This is a genomic window from Duganella sp. AC237 (assembly GCF_979254035.1).
In genome coordinates this window covers 4095918-4110859 of the sequence record NZ_CEEDEW010000003.1, presented here as the reverse complement: position 1 = coordinate 4110859, position 14942 = coordinate 4095918, and the positions used below count along the sequence as shown (strand labels likewise).

The 14942-nt window shown below is 63.8% G+C and carries 19 protein-coding genes; 10 read left to right on the top strand and 9 right to left on the bottom strand.

Going from position 1 to position 14942, the window contains the following annotated elements; translation table 11 throughout:
• The first annotated feature begins 168 nt into the window (after positions 1-168).
• From AC0IYS_RS18165 to AC0IYS_RS18155, 3 genes are read left to right on the top strand one after another with little or no spacing between them, the layout of a single operon-like run.
• Entirely contained in the window at positions 169-600 is a 432-nt protein-coding gene (locus AC0IYS_RS18165; protein ID WP_471706494.1) for an NfeD family protein, read from the top strand.
• A gap of 23 nt (positions 601-623) precedes the next feature.
• Complete coding sequence (locus tag AC0IYS_RS18160) at positions 624-1574, top strand: SPFH domain-containing protein (protein ID WP_471706493.1); 951 nt, start codon at positions 624-626, stop codon at positions 1572-1574.
• Positions 1575-1581: 7 nt separating this feature from the next.
• Positions 1582-2001 carry a DUF4259 domain-containing protein gene (locus AC0IYS_RS18155; RefSeq protein ID WP_471706492.1) on the top strand — a complete coding sequence of 140 codons (420 nt, stop codon included), beginning with the start codon at positions 1582-1584 and terminating at the stop codon, positions 1999-2001.
• Between the two features lie 49 nt (positions 2002-2050).
• Here the strand turns inward: AC0IYS_RS18155 and AC0IYS_RS18150 are convergent, their stop codons facing one another.
• The 5 genes from AC0IYS_RS18150 to AC0IYS_RS18130 all read right to left on the bottom strand — a co-directional run bounded on the left by AC0IYS_RS18150 (position 2051) and on the right by AC0IYS_RS18130 (position 6325).
• A complete protein-coding gene (locus tag AC0IYS_RS18150) occupies positions 2051-2668 on the bottom strand; it encodes a PEPxxWA-CTERM sorting domain-containing protein (protein WP_471706491.1) in 618 nt (205 codons plus the stop codon).
• 117 nt (positions 2669-2785) lie between these two features.
• Complete coding sequence (locus tag AC0IYS_RS18145) at positions 2786-3490, bottom strand: TorF family putative porin (protein WP_471706490.1); 705 nt, start codon at positions 3488-3490, stop codon at positions 2786-2788.
• Positions 3487-4989 (bottom strand): S8 family peptidase, encoded by a 1503-nt coding sequence (locus tag AC0IYS_RS18140; RefSeq protein ID WP_471706489.1) that lies wholly within the window; start codon positions 4987-4989, stop codon positions 3487-3489. The genes AC0IYS_RS18145 and AC0IYS_RS18140 overlap by 4 nt, the downstream gene beginning before the upstream one ends.
• On the bottom strand, positions 4986-5744 hold the full coding sequence (locus tag AC0IYS_RS18135) for a zf-HC2 domain-containing protein (protein ID WP_471706488.1): 759 nt from the start codon (positions 5742-5744) through the stop codon (positions 4986-4988). The genes AC0IYS_RS18140 and AC0IYS_RS18135 overlap by 4 nt, the downstream gene beginning before the upstream one ends.
• Positions 5741-6325: an RNA polymerase sigma factor gene (locus tag AC0IYS_RS18130; protein WP_471706487.1), complete on the bottom strand. Its 585-nt coding sequence runs from the start codon at positions 6323-6325 to the stop codon at positions 5741-5743. Before AC0IYS_RS18130 ends, AC0IYS_RS18135 begins: the two co-directional genes overlap by 4 nt.
• A gap of 147 nt (positions 6326-6472) precedes the next feature.
• On the opposite strand from AC0IYS_RS18130, the gene AC0IYS_RS18125 reads away from it, so the two are divergent.
• Positions 6473-7300: an NAD-dependent protein deacetylase gene (locus AC0IYS_RS18125; protein WP_471706486.1), complete on the top strand. Its 828-nt coding sequence runs from the start codon at positions 6473-6475 to the stop codon at positions 7298-7300.
• A 12-nt stretch (positions 7301-7312) separates the two neighbouring features.
• Here AC0IYS_RS18125 and AC0IYS_RS18120 read toward each other — a convergent pair whose 3' ends face one another.
• From AC0IYS_RS18120 to smpB, 3 genes are all read right to left on the bottom strand, one after another.
• A complete protein-coding gene (locus AC0IYS_RS18120) occupies positions 7313-7867 on the bottom strand; it encodes a FlgO family outer membrane protein (protein ID WP_471706485.1) in 555 nt (184 codons plus the stop codon).
• A complete protein-coding gene (locus AC0IYS_RS18115) occupies positions 7867-8538 on the bottom strand; it encodes a hypothetical protein (protein ID WP_471706484.1) in 672 nt (223 codons plus the stop codon). Before AC0IYS_RS18115 ends, AC0IYS_RS18120 begins: the two co-directional genes overlap by 1 nt.
• A 200-nt stretch (positions 8539-8738) precedes the next feature.
• Positions 8739-9188: an SsrA-binding protein SmpB gene (smpB, locus tag AC0IYS_RS18110; RefSeq protein ID WP_090313823.1), complete on the bottom strand. Its 450-nt coding sequence runs from the start codon at positions 9186-9188 to the stop codon at positions 8739-8741.
• A gap of 99 nt (positions 9189-9287) precedes the next feature.
• Here smpB and AC0IYS_RS18105 point away from each other — a divergent pair, with 99 nt between their 5' ends.
• From AC0IYS_RS18105 to AC0IYS_RS18080, 6 genes are all read left to right on the top strand, one after another.
• Positions 9288-9722, top strand: a complete 435-nt coding sequence (locus AC0IYS_RS18105; protein WP_471706483.1) for a type II toxin-antitoxin system RatA family toxin — start codon at positions 9288-9290, stop codon at positions 9720-9722.
• Positions 9712-9996: an RnfH family protein gene (locus AC0IYS_RS18100; protein ID WP_471706482.1), complete on the top strand. Its 285-nt coding sequence runs from the start codon at positions 9712-9714 to the stop codon at positions 9994-9996. The genes AC0IYS_RS18105 and AC0IYS_RS18100 overlap by 11 nt, the downstream gene beginning before the upstream one ends.
• A 159-nt stretch (positions 9997-10155) precedes the next feature.
• Entirely contained in the window at positions 10156-10557 is a 402-nt protein-coding gene (locus tag AC0IYS_RS18095) for a hypothetical protein (RefSeq protein WP_471706481.1), read from the top strand.
• Positions 10558-10595: 38 nt separating this feature from the next.
• Positions 10596-10925: a helix-turn-helix domain-containing protein gene (locus AC0IYS_RS18090; protein ID WP_471706480.1), complete on the top strand. Its 330-nt coding sequence runs from the start codon at positions 10596-10598 to the stop codon at positions 10923-10925.
• A gap of 137 nt (positions 10926-11062) precedes the next feature.
• The gene (locus AC0IYS_RS18085; RefSeq protein WP_471706479.1) at positions 11063-11737 is read left to right on the top strand and encodes a hypothetical protein; all 675 of its coding nucleotides are present in this window, start codon (positions 11063-11065) and stop codon (positions 11735-11737) included.
• 18 nt (positions 11738-11755) lie between these two features.
• Positions 11756-12586 (top strand): hypothetical protein, encoded by an 831-nt coding sequence (locus AC0IYS_RS18080; protein ID WP_471706478.1) that lies wholly within the window; start codon positions 11756-11758, stop codon positions 12584-12586.
• 64 nt (positions 12587-12650) lie between these two features.
• Here the strand turns inward: AC0IYS_RS18080 and AC0IYS_RS18075 are convergent, their stop codons facing one another.
• Positions 12651-14915: a glycoside hydrolase family 3 C-terminal domain-containing protein gene (locus AC0IYS_RS18075; protein ID WP_471706477.1), complete on the bottom strand. Its 2265-nt coding sequence runs from the start codon at positions 14913-14915 to the stop codon at positions 12651-12653.
• Positions 14916-14942: the final 27 nt, after the last annotated feature.

Genomic DNA, 14942 nt, shown 5'->3' with positions numbered 1-14942 from the left:
AGTTTGACGCAGGCTGAAATTGGTATAGACTGGAGTTGTCGAATTTAGTTGCAAAATACTCTATCAATACATTCTGTCCTGCTGCAAGAACCCTCGTGTCCCACTCCGGGAAGCGGGGGTTTTTGCATTTTTCAACCGTCTTTGATGTACGCACAGAAGGAGATCATCATGGCTGAGTGGAGTTACTGGCTCGTCGCCGCCGGCGCGGCCGTCATCGTGGAGCTGTTCATCGGCACGTTCTATCTGCTGATGATCGCGATCGGCCTTGCCGCCGGCGCGCTGGCGGCGCTGTTGGGCCTTGGCGTGGCCGCGCAGACGCTGGTGGCAGCGCTGGTGGGCGTGGGCGCCACCGTCGCCCTGCGCCGCAGCCGCTTCGGTCGAACCGGCGGCCAGGTGCGCGCCGAGCGCGATCCCAACGTCAATATGGATATCGGCCAGACGGTCAACGTGCCGGCCTGGCAGGATGGTTCGGCGCGCGTGATGTATCGCGGCGCCTTGTGGGACGTGGAGCTCGATCGCAGCGCGTCGGGTCCCAACCCCGCGCCGGGCCAATACAGAATATGCGAAGTGCGCGGCAGCCGGCTGATTGTGGCCGGCTAAGATTCATTCACTGGAGAGTTTAGATGGATATCAGTTTTGGTAACGTAAGCCTGGTCCTGTTTGTCCTGGCGTTGGTGTTCGTATTCAAGACCATCAATGTGGTGCCGCAGCAGCACGCGTGGGTGGTCGAGCGGCTTGGCAAATATCACGCGACCCTGGGGCCGGGCCTCAACATCGTGATCCCGTTCGTCGACCGCATCGCCTACAAGCATGTACTCAAGGAGATCCCGCTGGACGTGCCGCCGCAGGTCTGCATCACCAAGGACAACACGCAGTTGCAGGTGGACGGCATCCTGTACTTCCAGATCACCGACGCAATGCGCGCCTCCTATGGTTCGTCGAACTACATCGCCGCCATCACGCAGCTGGCGCAGACGACCTTGCGATCGGTGATCGGCCGCATGGAGCTGGACAAGACCTTCGAGGAGCGTGACCACATCAACACCACGGTGGTCAACGCCATCGACGAATCGGCCGCCAACTGGGGCGTGAAGGTGCTGCGCTACGAGATCAAGGACCTGACGCCGCCGAAGGAGATCCTGCACGCGATGCAGGCGCAGATCACCGCCGAGCGTGAAAAGCGCGCACTGATCGCCGCTTCCGAAGGGCGCAAGCAGGAGCAGATCAACATCGCCAATGGCGAACGCGAAGCGCAGATCGCCCGCTCGGAAGGCGACAAGCAGGCCGCCATCAACCGCGCCGAGGGCCAGGCCGCCGCCATCGTCGCGCTGGCGGAAGCGAATGCGTCGGCGCTGCGTCAGGTCGGTGCCGCGATCCGCGAGCCGGGTGGCGAGGACGCGGTGAACCTGAAAGTGGCGGAGCAGTATGTCGGTGCCTTCGGCCAGCTTGCCAAAACCAATAATTCGATTATCATCCCGGCCAACCTGGGTGAGATGAGCGGCTTGATCGCGACCGCGATGCAAATGGTGAAGACGCAGAAGGACGCGTCGCTGATCAAACCCGCCAAAGCATAAGGAGCGGATGATGGGTACATGGGCGGTGGACGCCTTCGGCAACGACTACGCGCAGGACTGGGCGCAGGATTTGCAGGAGATTAGTAATCTGGACGCGGTCGAGGACACGCTGAACACGGCGCTCGACACCGGCGCCGGCGAGCTGGAAGCGCCGTTCGCGGCGGAGGCGCTGGTGGCCATCGAGGTCCTCGCGCGGCTTCAGGGCAAGGGCGGCGCGGCCAGCGAGGACAGCGCGGTGGTGGACGAATGGGTCGAGGCGCGCAAGCCGAAAGCGCGCCGGCGCGCGGATCTGGAGGAGAAGGCCTTGCAGGCCATCGCCCGCATCCTGTCCGACCAATCGGAACTGCGCGAGCTGTGGGCCGAGAGCGAACATTACGAGGAATGGCGCGCCTCGGTCGAAGCCCTGCGTGAACGCATCGTCGCCTGAAATGAAAAAAACGCCCGGAAGGGCGTTTTTTGACGGTGAGCCGCGGGAATTACCTGGCGGCCTTGCGGCGGCGCGCTGCGACGCCGACCAGCGCCATGCCCGCCAGCAGCATCGCATAGGTCTCCGGCTCGGGCACGGCGGTGATCAACGACACATTGTCCAGCGAAGTGCCCAGGCTGTCGCTGACGCCGATAGCGCTGAAGTTCAGTTTCATCGCCGAACCGTCGCCGATCAGGGAGTAGGTCTGGGTTTGCCAGCCGCCGTTCAGCGAGTTGTTGACTTGGCCGATCAAGCTGCCGCCCCAGTTCACTGAGAGGCCTTGTGACGAAGCGGCTACGCCGGCGCGGTCCTGGAACTGGAAGCTCAATGTGTAGTGCTGGCCTAGCGTGGTCAACACCGTCTGGCTGAAGCTGCTGTTGCGGGTGGTGTCCAGCTCGATGAAGTTGACGCCATCGGCGGCTACGCCTTGGACGTTGTTGCGCAGTTCGATGCCATACTGCCCGCCGGTCCAACCGCTCAGGTTGGCGTAATTGTTCCAGCTGCCTGCCGCCTGGTGTGTGGCTTCAAAGCTGCCGTTCACCAGCAGTTCCACGGGCGCGGCGAAGGCGCTGCCGCCGGACAGCAGGGCGGCGAGCATGGAAGATTTGAACAAAGTCGTGATTTTCATTTTTGTATTTCCCCGTAACATTTATTTTTGGAAACTAGAATTCCTTATAGGATATTTAAATTGTAATCCAGTAATTTATTTTGTGCGAGCTTTTTCGTCGGCGAATGTTGCTGCGACTTAGAACGCGTAGGTCAGCCCGAGGCTCCAGGACTTCGGCGGATGCACCGGATACCACGCATAGCGCCGGCCGTCGTCCTGCACATATTCGCGGGCGATCTGCACCGTCCAGTTACCGAACGGGATGCCGACGCCAAGGCGCGCGTCGATGCGCGAGGATGTCGGAATGCCGGGCCAGTAGCCGCCGCTGATGTTATGCAGGACGCCCGCGTGGGCGATCAGGTTGAAGCGCGGATGCACCGGGTAGAAGGCGCTGACCTCCGCGTACACCGTCTTCACCGGAAAGCCCAGGTACTTCGGCGAGTAATAGATCCGCGTGCTGCCGCGCTCGAGGCTCAAGCCGGCGTAGCATTCCGAGAAGTCGTTCTGATGCGCCTGCGTGTAGGTGATGCGGCTGCAACCGATCTCCCAGCTGCCACCCGACTGCAGGCGTCGCGCATAGCCGGCGTAGCCTTGCAGCTTGTAGCCTTCGGCGTCGCCGATCGTCATGGCGCTGGCGAACCCGCCCAGGTACCATCCCGCCACGCCGTCGATATTGACCGTGACCTGCGGCACGGCGTTGCCCTTGCCGGGGTTCTGTCCGCGATACCGGTACTCCGACTGCAGCGCCACGCTGCCGCTGATATCCATCTCCGCCTGCGCGCGCGCCGGCGGCGCCAGCGCGCAGAGGCAGGCGAGGGCGAAGGCCGCGCCGGGTAACGTCACTGGGTGGCGCCGCGCTGGGTCAGTTTGGCTGGGCAGCGGCAGCTGCAATGGTCGATAAGATGGGAGATGGTGGCGCATGCGTCAATATTAACAGCGTTCAACACTTCTGGCGGTTGCAGCATACGCCGCACCTGGGCGGGCGTGGCGCCCGGTTGCAACTCACCCAGCAGCGCCAGCATGCCGGAAACGTGGGCCGCCGCGTACGAGCTGCCGCTGACGAAGGACCAGCGCGCGCCCGGCGCGGTGGTCGGCACGTCGTTGCCCGGGGCGAACAGCGGCCGCTCCAGCCCGGCCGCCGCCGCCGTCTGCACCATCAGCGCTGCCGCGCTCACCGGCGCGAAATTGCCGGATACCTTTACGCTCGGCTGCGAGGCCACGGCCAGCACGCCGCGATGGCTGGCGGGGAAGGTCGGCGCGCTCGCCTGCGCGTCCACCGCCCCGACCACGCCGATGCCGCGCTGGAGCGCGACGTCCAGTAAACGGTCCAAAAGCCTGTCGGGCGGACCGGACAGGCTCAGGTTGATCACTTTGGCGCCGTTGAGGATCGCGTAGTTGAGCGCCTTGCTCAAGGTGAAGCTGTTGCAGCGGGTGCTTTGGTTGGGCAGTTGCCAACAAGCCCGCAAGCCCATCAATCTGGCCTTGGGCGCCACGCCGAGGATGCCGCCGTTGCCGCTGCGCGCCGCGATGATGCCGGCCACGGCGGTGCCGTGGATTTCCGGCGGCGGCTCGCCGTTGTCGACGAAGTTGGCGTTGACCGCCAGTTGCCCCTGCAGATCCGGGTGGCTGCCGTCGATGCCGCTGTCGATCACCGCGACCCGCACTTCGCGGCCGGTGGTGTAGCGGTGCAGGTCGGCGACGTGCCAGTAGCGCGCCGCCGGCTGCACCGGATACAGCGCGTCGGCGGCGCCGGCCCCTGCGCCGGCCGGCAAAGCTGCCACCGGCACGACCGGATTCGTCGATGCGGCCGGTGCGACCTGCGGCCCGGCGTTGCCGCCGGGAGCGCCGCGCGGCGCCTGTTCGGCCATGCCTTCGAACCTGGCCACCGGTTGCGCCCATTCCACCTGCGGATCGCGCGACAGTTGCTCGATGATCAGGCCGGCGTCGGCGTTGTCCTTGTAGCGCATCACGTAGCAATCGATGCCAAGCAGCGACATGGCCCAGCCTTCGACCACCGTCATGCCGTGCTGTTGCGCCAGCGCTTCGGCGCGGCGCCGGCGTCCGCCGCTGCCGCTGTCGTCCATGTAGCGGCCGCCGTAGGTGGCGTCCGGACGGTAGTGCGTGGCGGGCAGGCGCAGCATCACCAGCAGCTGGTTGGCGCCCGGATCATGGGCGCCGTCGTCGGCGGGCGGCAGGATGCGTTCGTCGCCGGCCGGCGGCGCGGCGCTGGCTGCGGGAGCGGCTGCTTGCGGCTCACCGGCGCGTGCCAGGACGGTGCCCGCCGCCGCTGGTGCCAGCGCGGCGGCGAGCAAGGCGGCCAGCACGATGGCGCGCGCGTTCAAGGTGTGCCGCCGTCGTCGAGCGCCTCGGCCAATTTGACGGCAGGATCGGCGCGCAGCGCTTGCAGCGCGCGGTCGCGGTTTTCTTGCGGGACGCTGATCAGGTAAGCGTCGGTCACGGTCGGGCCGTCGACCACGCGCGCGCCTTGTGTTTGCAGGATGCGCCGCAGTTCGCGTTCGGTGGTGGTGGGCTGGAACATCACCACAAGGTTGCCGACCGGACTGGCGCCGATACTGTTGCCCAGCACGCGATACGCGGGCGGTGCTTCGTCCGGACGCGCCAGCAGCGCGACCAGGCCGATGATCAGCACCCATTGCGCGGCCACCGCCCAGCGCAGCCAGATCGGCTGGTTGGCCGCGCCCATGGCCCACCAGCGCCGCGGCACCACCGGCGCAGGCGCAGGCGCATCGGCCAGCGGCTTGGCATCGGCGGCTGGCGCGATCGCGGCAATGCCGCCCGGCGCCGGGTCGGCGCGCAGCGGGGCATCGTCTATCTCGTCCACCGGGCCCAGCGCGGGCAAGATCCGCGCCCACGCACGTTCCATGTCCACACCCGGCGGCAGGGCGGTGTCGGCGCTCCCTTGGTCCAGCATCTCGCGCTCCCAGTGCAAATCCTGACGGCATTGCTCGCACGTGTGCAGATGCGCTTCCACGCGGTGCGCGTCGTCCGGTTCCAATTGCGATGACGCATACCACGGCAGCAGCTCCTGCACCGCCTGGTGAGCCGGGACATCCAGTCTGAAGACTCGCCCGTTCATCGCCCGTTCTCTCTCTCGTTCCACAACAAATCCTTCAATCTGTGCCGCGCGTGAAACATCCGGGTTTTGACCGTGTTCACCGGGCAATCGACCACTTCAGCGATGTCGCTGTAGGCCATCTCATGATAATAGGTTAGCACCATCACCGCGCGCTGTGCGGCGGGCAACTGATCCAACGCCTCGGCGACCGTGTTCTGCAGTTGCAGGCGGGTGATCGTCTGCTCCGGCTGGTTGCCGCTTTCATCCTCGTACAGCGACGCATCGGACTCCACCGGATCGTCGCTGCCGCGCAAACCCTTGAGGGTCTTGCGGTAGGCGATGGCGAAAATCCATGTGGAAGGTTTGCAACTGCCGTCGAAGGTCTCGGCTTTTTGCCAGACCACCAACATAGTGTCGTTGACAATTTCCTCGATCAGCGTGGCATTGCGGGTCATCCTTCCGATAAAGCGCGACAGGCGCGAAAAATAACTTCGGTACAACTGTTCGAACGCGGCACGATCCCCGCCCGCTATCCTGCCCAGCAGGCACGCCTCGTTCGCATCCGGTAATGAGCCCGTCGACAGGCCCTGTGATTGACGCATCCGCCATCCTCCATTGTTTGCCGTAGATGCCGTTCCGCCGACAAATGGTTCTACTAAACAGTAAATATATATGCGCAACAAGCGGTAAGCGGCGATGCCGGGTCAAAACCTGTCCATCCCGCATGCTACCACCCGGATTCGGCTACCATGGCATTCATGAACCTGAACGCCCACATCGACCAGCTGCAAACGTTTTTACACCAGCACCGGCGCGTGCTGGTCCTGACCGGGGCCGGCCTCAGCACCGACTCCGGCATCCCCGACTATCGCGACAAGGATGGCGTCCGGCGCGGCCGCACGCCGATCCAGGGGCCGGATTTCCGCCGCGACGAAAGCGTGCGCCGCCGTTACTGGGCGCGCAGCATGGTCGGCTGGCCAACATTGGCGCAGGCCGCGCCCAACGTCGGCCACCGCGCGCTGGCCGCGCTGGAGGAGGCCGGCCGCATCGACGGCTTGATCACGCAAAACGTCGACGGCCTGCACCAGCGCGCCGGCAGCCGCAATGTGATTGAGCTGCACGGCAATATCCACGGTGTCGTCTGTCTGGACTGCCGGCGGGTCGTCGAGCGCGCCGCGATCCAGACGGAGTTGCTGGAAGCGAATCCCGGCCTGTTCGCGGTCGACGCCGAGGTGCGGCCCGACGGCGACGCCGAGGTCGAGCTGGAGGCGTTGCAGCACTTCCATGTGCCGGTGTGCGCACATTGCGGCGGCACCCTGCAGCCGGATGTGATCTTCTTTGGGGATAATATTCCGGCAGAGCGCACCGCCAACGCGCTTGCCATGATGGAGCACGCCGACGCCTTGCTGGTGGTCGGTTCGTCGCTGATGGTATTTTCGGGCTACCGCTTTTGCAAACTGGCGGCCGCTGCGGGCAAGCCCATCGCGGCGATCAACCTGGGCAAGACCCGCGCGGACGACCTGATCGGACTGAAGGTGGAGGCGGCCGCGGCGGACGTGCTGCCGCGCCTTGTCTAAGCTCGGGGCGAGTTAGTTCCGCTGCAACATCGAGCGGACGATGGCTTCCTTGGCCAGCACATAGTCCTGGCCGGCCAGCACCAGGTTGGAGTTCGGCTGGATCACCTTGACGTTGATGAACACCATGTCGCTGGTTTCCGCATAGGAACCGACCACGATCGCCTGGGCATTGTGCGCGGTGGCCACTTCGCCGATTTCGCGGGTGAGCATCAATTCGCCCTGATTGCGCTTCAAATAGACGTTGTTGCGCAGTTTCATCTCGATCATGCGCATGCCGCCCTGCGCCAGGCGGGTCGACACCTGTTCCGACACCAGCCGGCCCAAGGTCGTGGTCTGCTCCAGCGCGTCGATGTTGACGATGGTGGCCATGATCAGCGGCTTGTCGGCGGTCAGCTTGCCGCTGAGCTGGTGCATCAGCGAATCGGCGGCCTTGTAGTTGGCGTCGATGAACTGATTCGACGAGATCGTCGAATAATTGCCTTCCTCCTTGGTGGCGGTGGAAGAGCAGGCCGCCAGCAGCAACGGCAGCGCCAGCGCGGCGGCGCGGGCCAGGGATGTCATCAGCATTACATGTCTCCGCGTACTTTGAAGGTACGGGTCAATTTGGTGAGCTCGGCGTCCGGCTCGAGGACGCCGTACAGTTCGCGGTCGGAATCGGCCACGTAATAGGCCGACGTGGTGCGCGCCAGGTAGCGGTACTGGTCGGACACGGACAGGGTGACGATGATCTCGGTCTTCGGCGTTTGGCCGGGGGCGAACTGGGCGTTATTGAGGTCGTACGGGTCCCAGCCGGCGTTGATCGCATCCTCGTCGGACATCGGCGCCGGCGACAGCTCGGCCATCGACACGCCGCCGGGCAGGGCGGTGCGCTCGCCGATGGGACGGTATTGCGGACGGTGGGCGGCGAAAGTGACGGCCTGGATGTCCAGATCGATCTTGAGCGAACCGGCCGGCGTGCGCGTGACGACATAGCCGTCGTTCACCAGCGAGGTCGTCAGCTGGGTGACCAGCGCGCGCTGGAAGGCGTTGGAATCGGCGGGCTCGTTGATGAAGACCGGGCGGGGCGGGCTCTTTTTGAGCTGGGTCACCAGGCGTTTTTCGATGCTGGTCGACACCACGCCCCAATGGTAGGCCGCTTGCAGCTTGGCCTGCTTGGTGACGGGGAAGTTCGCGGCCAGCGGCGTGGGCGTGTAGCGCGCCGCACATCCTGACAGGACCAGTCCGGCTGCCAGAGCCATTGCAGTTTTCAGCGCCATTGTTGCCTCATCGTCAAAAGTCCACCGTTATCCGGGACCGCGAAAGGTGAGCGGCGGCCGCGAATGTAAAATCATCCAGCGTCCAGTTTAGCATGGATGTTTCCGATTAGAAATTCTGAAGGCGATAAAAAACCCGGTTCGGGACCGGGTTGTGTACGGAGCGCGCAACAGTTTCGGCGGTTTCAGCGGCTGTGGGTCTTCATCGCGGCCGCCACTTCGCGTTTGCCGTCGCGATCTTTCTCGGTGGCGCGCTTGTCGTGCATTTTTTTACCCTTGGCCAGGCCGATTTCACATTTGACCCTGCCGCCCTTGTAATGCAGGTTGAGCGGCACCAAGGTGTAGCCGGAGCGCTCGACCTTGCTGATCAGCTTGTCCATCTCCTGGCGGTGCAGCAGCAGCTTGCGGGTGCGCACGGCCTCCGGGCTGATGTGGGTCGACGCGGTGGGCAGGGCGCTGATGTGGGCGCCGAACAGGAACAGCTCGTCGCCACGGATGGTGACGTAGGCTTCCTTGATCTGCACGCGGGCGTCGCGGATCGCCTTCACTTCCCAGCCTTCGAGCACGATGCCCGCTTCGTAGCGGTCCTCGATGAAGTAGTCAAAAAAGGCTTTTTTGTTATCGGCTATGGTCATGGGGTTCGTAAATCAGCTGAAAACCCGTGCGGGTCGGTTAAACTACTGCTTCGCGTCAAAAAACGCGACTAATTCAACATCATAGCAAATGGTTAGCCAATGGCAGTAGTGCACAAATCAGTTTTCCTCGGTTACAGCGCCCAGCAGATGTTCGACCTGGTGGCCAACATCGATGACTATCCCAAGTTTCTGCCGTGGTGCAGCGGCGTCGAGATCCGCGAGCGCCGCGACAACGTGGTGGTGGCCAGCATCGGCATCAACTATCACGGCGTCAAGCAAAGCTTCACGACCTCCAACGAGAACACGGCGCCGACCGCCATCAAGATGAAGCTGGTCGACGGTCCTTTCAAGTGTCTGGACGGCGTGTGGACGTTCAAGGCGCTGCGCGAGGACGCCTGTAAAATCGAACTCGATATGCGCTACGAATTCTCCGGCACCCTGCTGGACAAGCTGGTCGGGCCGGTGTTCGGCATGATCGCCAATAGCATGGTCGATTCCTTCTGCAAACGGGCGGAAACCGTCTATGGCGGCTGAACTGATCAACGTGCAGGTGTGCTACGCCAGCGACGCGCTGCAGTTCCTGCGCGATTTACGGGTCCCTGTGGGCACCACGCTGGAGCAGGCCATCGCCGCCAGCGGCGTGCTGGGCGAGGTGCCGGCGATCGACCTCACCACGATGCAGGTCGGCATCTACGCCAAGAAGAAGCCGCTGGACACGGTGCTGCGAGAGCACGACCGCGTTGAAATCTACCGCCCACTGATCGCCGATCCCAAGAACGCCCGCCGCCGCCGAAAGGCCGCCGCCTGACAGCCCGGGGTCAAGTCTGTCATTCGGGCATAAACGGTTTATGCCGTTTCCGCTCACCCGCACTGTCCATCGCCATAACAATGTGGCTTCAATTGAGGTAGCTCATACGTCTCGTCGTTAGCAGGAAGACAATGACTCTTCCTATCGTACGGTGGCCTTATGAAACAACCATATCCCTCGTCGAAACCGCCTGTGAGGATATCCTCAACAAAAAAATTCAAGCGCGGCTTGGATTTGTCATTGAATCCGGAAGAGTATCGCGCGCTGTTGCTGATGCTGATGCATGACACAAGATGTGGGAAGTCAGTCGGGGGAGGTCCTGATGCCGGACTACTACGCGGCCTTGATTTTGCCGGTAGCATTATTTACTACAATCTTTCCGCCGACTGCATGCGTGTTCATCTATTAAGCATTGAAAAAGTGGATTGGAATGTGGCTTCCGCAGCGGTGTCGAACGAGAAGGGATTGGTGCGTGTCGCGCTGTCGGCCGCCACAGGGAGCGCGGTAGCTTTAACGGTGCGCAGCGGCCTGAAATGGCTATGGAACCTTATTGACTTCTAACCGATCTAACACAAAAATACCTATGACAGGAGGTAGTGATGGACGTACATGGACTAATCGAGGCTATCGAGGAAATGGGCCAGCACCTCCGCGGCGAGATCGAGCTAGAAACCGTCGAGTTCATTCCCGAACCGATCAACGTGGCTTGCCTGCGCGCCTCAACCGGCTTATCGCAGTCCGACTTCGCCAGCCGTTTTGGCCTTAGCCTGCGCAACGTTCGTCGGTGGGAATCGGGCGAGGCCCGCCCAGGCTTTTACGAAGAAACACTGCTGTGGCATATCGCGCAAGATCCAGCTTATGTTGAACGGGAGTTCGCCGAGTACTGCCGCTTGCGATCACAAGGCTCGCGCGAAGCTCACAGCAGTTAAGCGACCAGCCATTGTGATTGTGTGCCGTAAGCAGCAGCCGACGCTGGGTTCGGCGAACAGACGAGTGGTGACGCTGCCGCGCGGCCCGATTGGCATCAGCTACAATATTGGCTCACTGTAATTGCTGCGGAGCCCAATTGATCGAAACACACACCGCACCACAAATCCTGCACCGGGCCGGCGTTGTGCTGCTGGTCGTCGGGGCAGTCGATATCGCCTACATGATCTGGTGCCTGTCCACCGGCGCCAGCTATTCCTACAGCATGACCATTCCCGCCGTGATCGCCGGCGTGCTGCTGATGCGCGGCAGCCTCAGGGCCGCCTCCGCGCTGATCTGGATCGCCGCCATTCTGCTGCCGATGGCCCTTGCCAGCGGCGCGATGTCGCTCATGCAGCCGCTCGACCTGACCATGACCCAACTGCGCGTGGCGCCCGCCGCCAACTTCGGCGCGGCGCTGCCGCTGGTGGTCTTCTGCGGCCTGCTGTACTGGCTGCTGCAACAGCTCGGCCGCCAGCCCGTGCAGGCGGCGATCCAGTCGTCGGGCCGCCGCAAGCCAGCCGTCAACGTCGCGCTCACCGTCGGTGTCGGGCTGGCGATGCTGGCGCTGACCGGCAAACAACTGAGCCACAACGGCGATTTGAGCCGCAAGGCGGAACAGCTGGCGCTGGAAAAGCACGGAGACCAGTTCCGCTACCATGCCACCAGCGTGACGCCGCGCGCCGACATGGAAGGCACCTTCGTCGAGGCCAAGGTGCAGGCCTGGCGCGCCGACCGCGTCGACACGGTCGACGTGTTCTGGAAAGAAAAATAACCAACCGCGAGGTACGCCTTGAATCAACCGGATTTCTCCCGTTACGACGAGGAACAGCTGCGCCAGGTGCGCAGCCGCATCGACGCCGACCGTTTTCCCGAGCGTATCGCGCAAATCGATGCGCGCCTGGCCGACTTGGCGAACGCGCCGCCGCAGCCACCTGCGGGCGCTAAACGCCACGTCGCCGACCGCGCCAGCTATCTGCCGCCGATGCGCCGCGCGGGAATGCTATGGCTGGCGCTGGCCGTCGCGACGCTCGGCTTCGGCCTCTGGAGCGCGCCGCCGGGGGCGGCACTTTCTCAATTGAATATTTCCGGGATTATCGTCGCCGCGTTCCTGATGGGCGGCAGCCTGCGCGTGGCGGTGGTGATGCGCTGGCTGATGTGGCTGGGCGTTGCGGCGGCGGTCATGATGGTGCCGCTGACCTTCAGCCAGCCGCTCGACCTGAGCCTGACCCAGCTGCGGCTGGCGCCGGCGCTGTATCTGGGCACCGTGCTGCTGACGGTGGCCCAGGCGGCCTTGATGATCTATTCGCTGCGCCTGCTGGGCGGTCCCGCCATTCAAGCCGCGCGCGATCTGGAGGGGCGCCGACGCTTCGACATGCGCGTTCCGTTTGCGCTCGGCGTGGTGCTGGGAGCGGCCATGCTGTTTTTCCTCAACGGCCAACTATGGGGCGAGCGTGGCCGGCACGCGGAGCAGCTGGCGATGGCGCAGGGCGGGCCCGGCTACCGCTACCACGCCCACTATATCTTCATCAACTACAACCAGAACGGTGCGTTCGTGACGGCGAACGTCACCGCATGGAATGAACAGACTGTCGGCAACGTCGCGGTCAACTGGAAAGAGTAGAGCAGCGACGCCGCCGGCGTCGCTTGGTTTCCGCTGCTTGGCTGCCGCTGCTTAGCTTCCGCTGTTAACGTCCGCTGATGTTCAGCGTGCGCGCGTCCAGCTTGACCTTGACGGTGGCCGCAGGCTTGGCGCCCGCCGATTCGGCCAGGGTCACGATGTACTCGCCGCCGGCGATCTTCCAGGTTTTGCTGGCGCTGTCGTACATGGCCAGCAGGCGCGGATCGATCTTCACCTTGGCCTTGCCGCTGGCGCCGGCCTTCACCGCCACCTTGTCCCAGCCGCCCAGGCGCTTCGGCGCTTCCCAGCCGCCGGCCGCAGGCGACACATACACCTGGCCAACCGCCTTGCCATCGCGTTTGCCGGTGTTCTGCACGTTGAAGGTGACGTCGATGCCGGCGCCGTCGGCCGACTTGTTCGCGCTCAGGTCCGCATAGGCGAAGCTGGTGTACGACAGGCCGTAGCCGAACGGGAACAGCGGCTTGTGGCCTTTCAGGTCGAACCACTTGTAGCCGACCGCCGCGCCTTCGATGTTGTAGTCGGTGGTGATCTTCTCGATGATGTTTTCGTCCTTGGTCACCGCGTCGCCGTCCATCACCGGACGTGGCAACTGCGTCACCGAAGCCGGGAAGGTGGCCGGCAGGCGTCCCGACGGATTGACTTCGCCGGTCAGCACGCGCGCGATCGCCGCGCCGCCGCTGGTGCCCGGATACCAGGCTTCGACCACGGCGCCGACGTTGTTCAGCCACGGCATGACGACCGGGCCGCCGGTTTGCAGCACCACGACGGTCTTGGCGTTGGCCTTGGCCACGGCCGCGATCAGCGCGTCCTGCTTGTTCGGCAGGTTCAGGTCCGGCGCGTCGATGGCTTCGGCCATCCACTGGTTGCCGAACACGATGGCGACATCGCTCGCCGCCGCCAGCTTGGCGGCGGCGGCGGCGTCCTTGCCGTCGTTGTAGACGATTTTGGCGCCGATGCGCGTGCTCAGTTCCTGCAGCGGCGACGAGCGGTGGTAGACCATCGGTCCGGGGAAGAAGGCCGGGCCTTCGTTGGCGACCGGCGACAGGCCGACCGGATAGACCTGGGCCGAGCCGCCACCCGACAGCACGCCGACGTTGGCGTGGCCGCCGATGATGGCGATGGTGCGCACGTTGGCGCCCAGTGGCAGCAGATCGTTGGTGTTCTTGAGCAGGACGATGGCTTCTTCGGCGTCCGATTGCGAGATCTTGCCGTTGGCGGCGAAGTCGATGCCCGCTTCGTCGGTGGTCGGCGTGACCACCGGATGCTCGATCAAGCCGTTGGCGAACATGGCGCGGGTGATGCGCTTGACCATGTCGTCCAGGCGCGCCTGCGGCACGTGGCCGTTGACCACCGCCTCCTTCAGCGCTTCGTTGAAGTAGGCCGATTTGTCGAACGGGTGGCCCGATTGCTGATCCAGTCCGTGCATCGCGGCCGGAACGGTGGAGTGGGTGGCGCCCCAGTCGGACATGACATAGCCCTTGAAGCCCCAGTCCTGCTTCAGCACCTGGTTCAGCAGGTAGTCGCTCTCGCAGGCGTAGGAACCGTTGACGCGGTTGTACGCGCACATCACGGAACCCGGATCGCCGCGCTCCATGGCGATCTGCAACGCCAGCAGGTCCGACATGCGGCCGGCGGTGTCGTCGATCTTGACGTTGATGTTATTGCGGTTGGTTTCCTGGTCGTTGAAGGCGAAGTGCTTCAAGGTCGAGACCATGTGGTTCGACTGGATGCCGCGAATCTGCTCGCCGACCATGACGCCGGCCAGCAGCGGATCTTCGCCGCCGTATTCGAAGTTACGGCCGTTGCGCGGCTCGCGCAGCAGGTTGACGCCACCGGCCAGCATGATGTTGAAGCCCGTCTTGCGCGCCTCGCTGCCGATCATCGCGCCGCCGGCGAACGCCAGTTCCGGATTCCAGGTGGCCGTGGTGGCCAGGCCGGAGGGCAGGGAAGTGCGCTGGTAGGGCTTTTTGGATGCGGCCTGGGTGGCGACGCCGACGCCGGCGTCGGCCTGCCATTGCGGCGGCAGGCCCAGACGCTCGATGCCCGGAATGAAGCCGGCCGAATCCTTGCGGCCTTCCTTTGGCGCGATGTGTTTCTTGGACTCGAAATCGGTGGAGAAGTAGCCGAACACGGTCTGGATTTTTTCATCCAGCGTCATCGCCTTGACCAGCTGCTCGGCGCGGGCGTCGGGCGTCAGCTTTTTATCGAGCCATGGACGCTTGGCGTCGGCGGCATGGGCCGCTCCGCTTAACGTGGAAGACAGCATGAGGGGATAAACCAGTGCCAGTGACAGCCAGAGACGCTTCTTCATACGATTACGATGTCCTTATATTTCGAT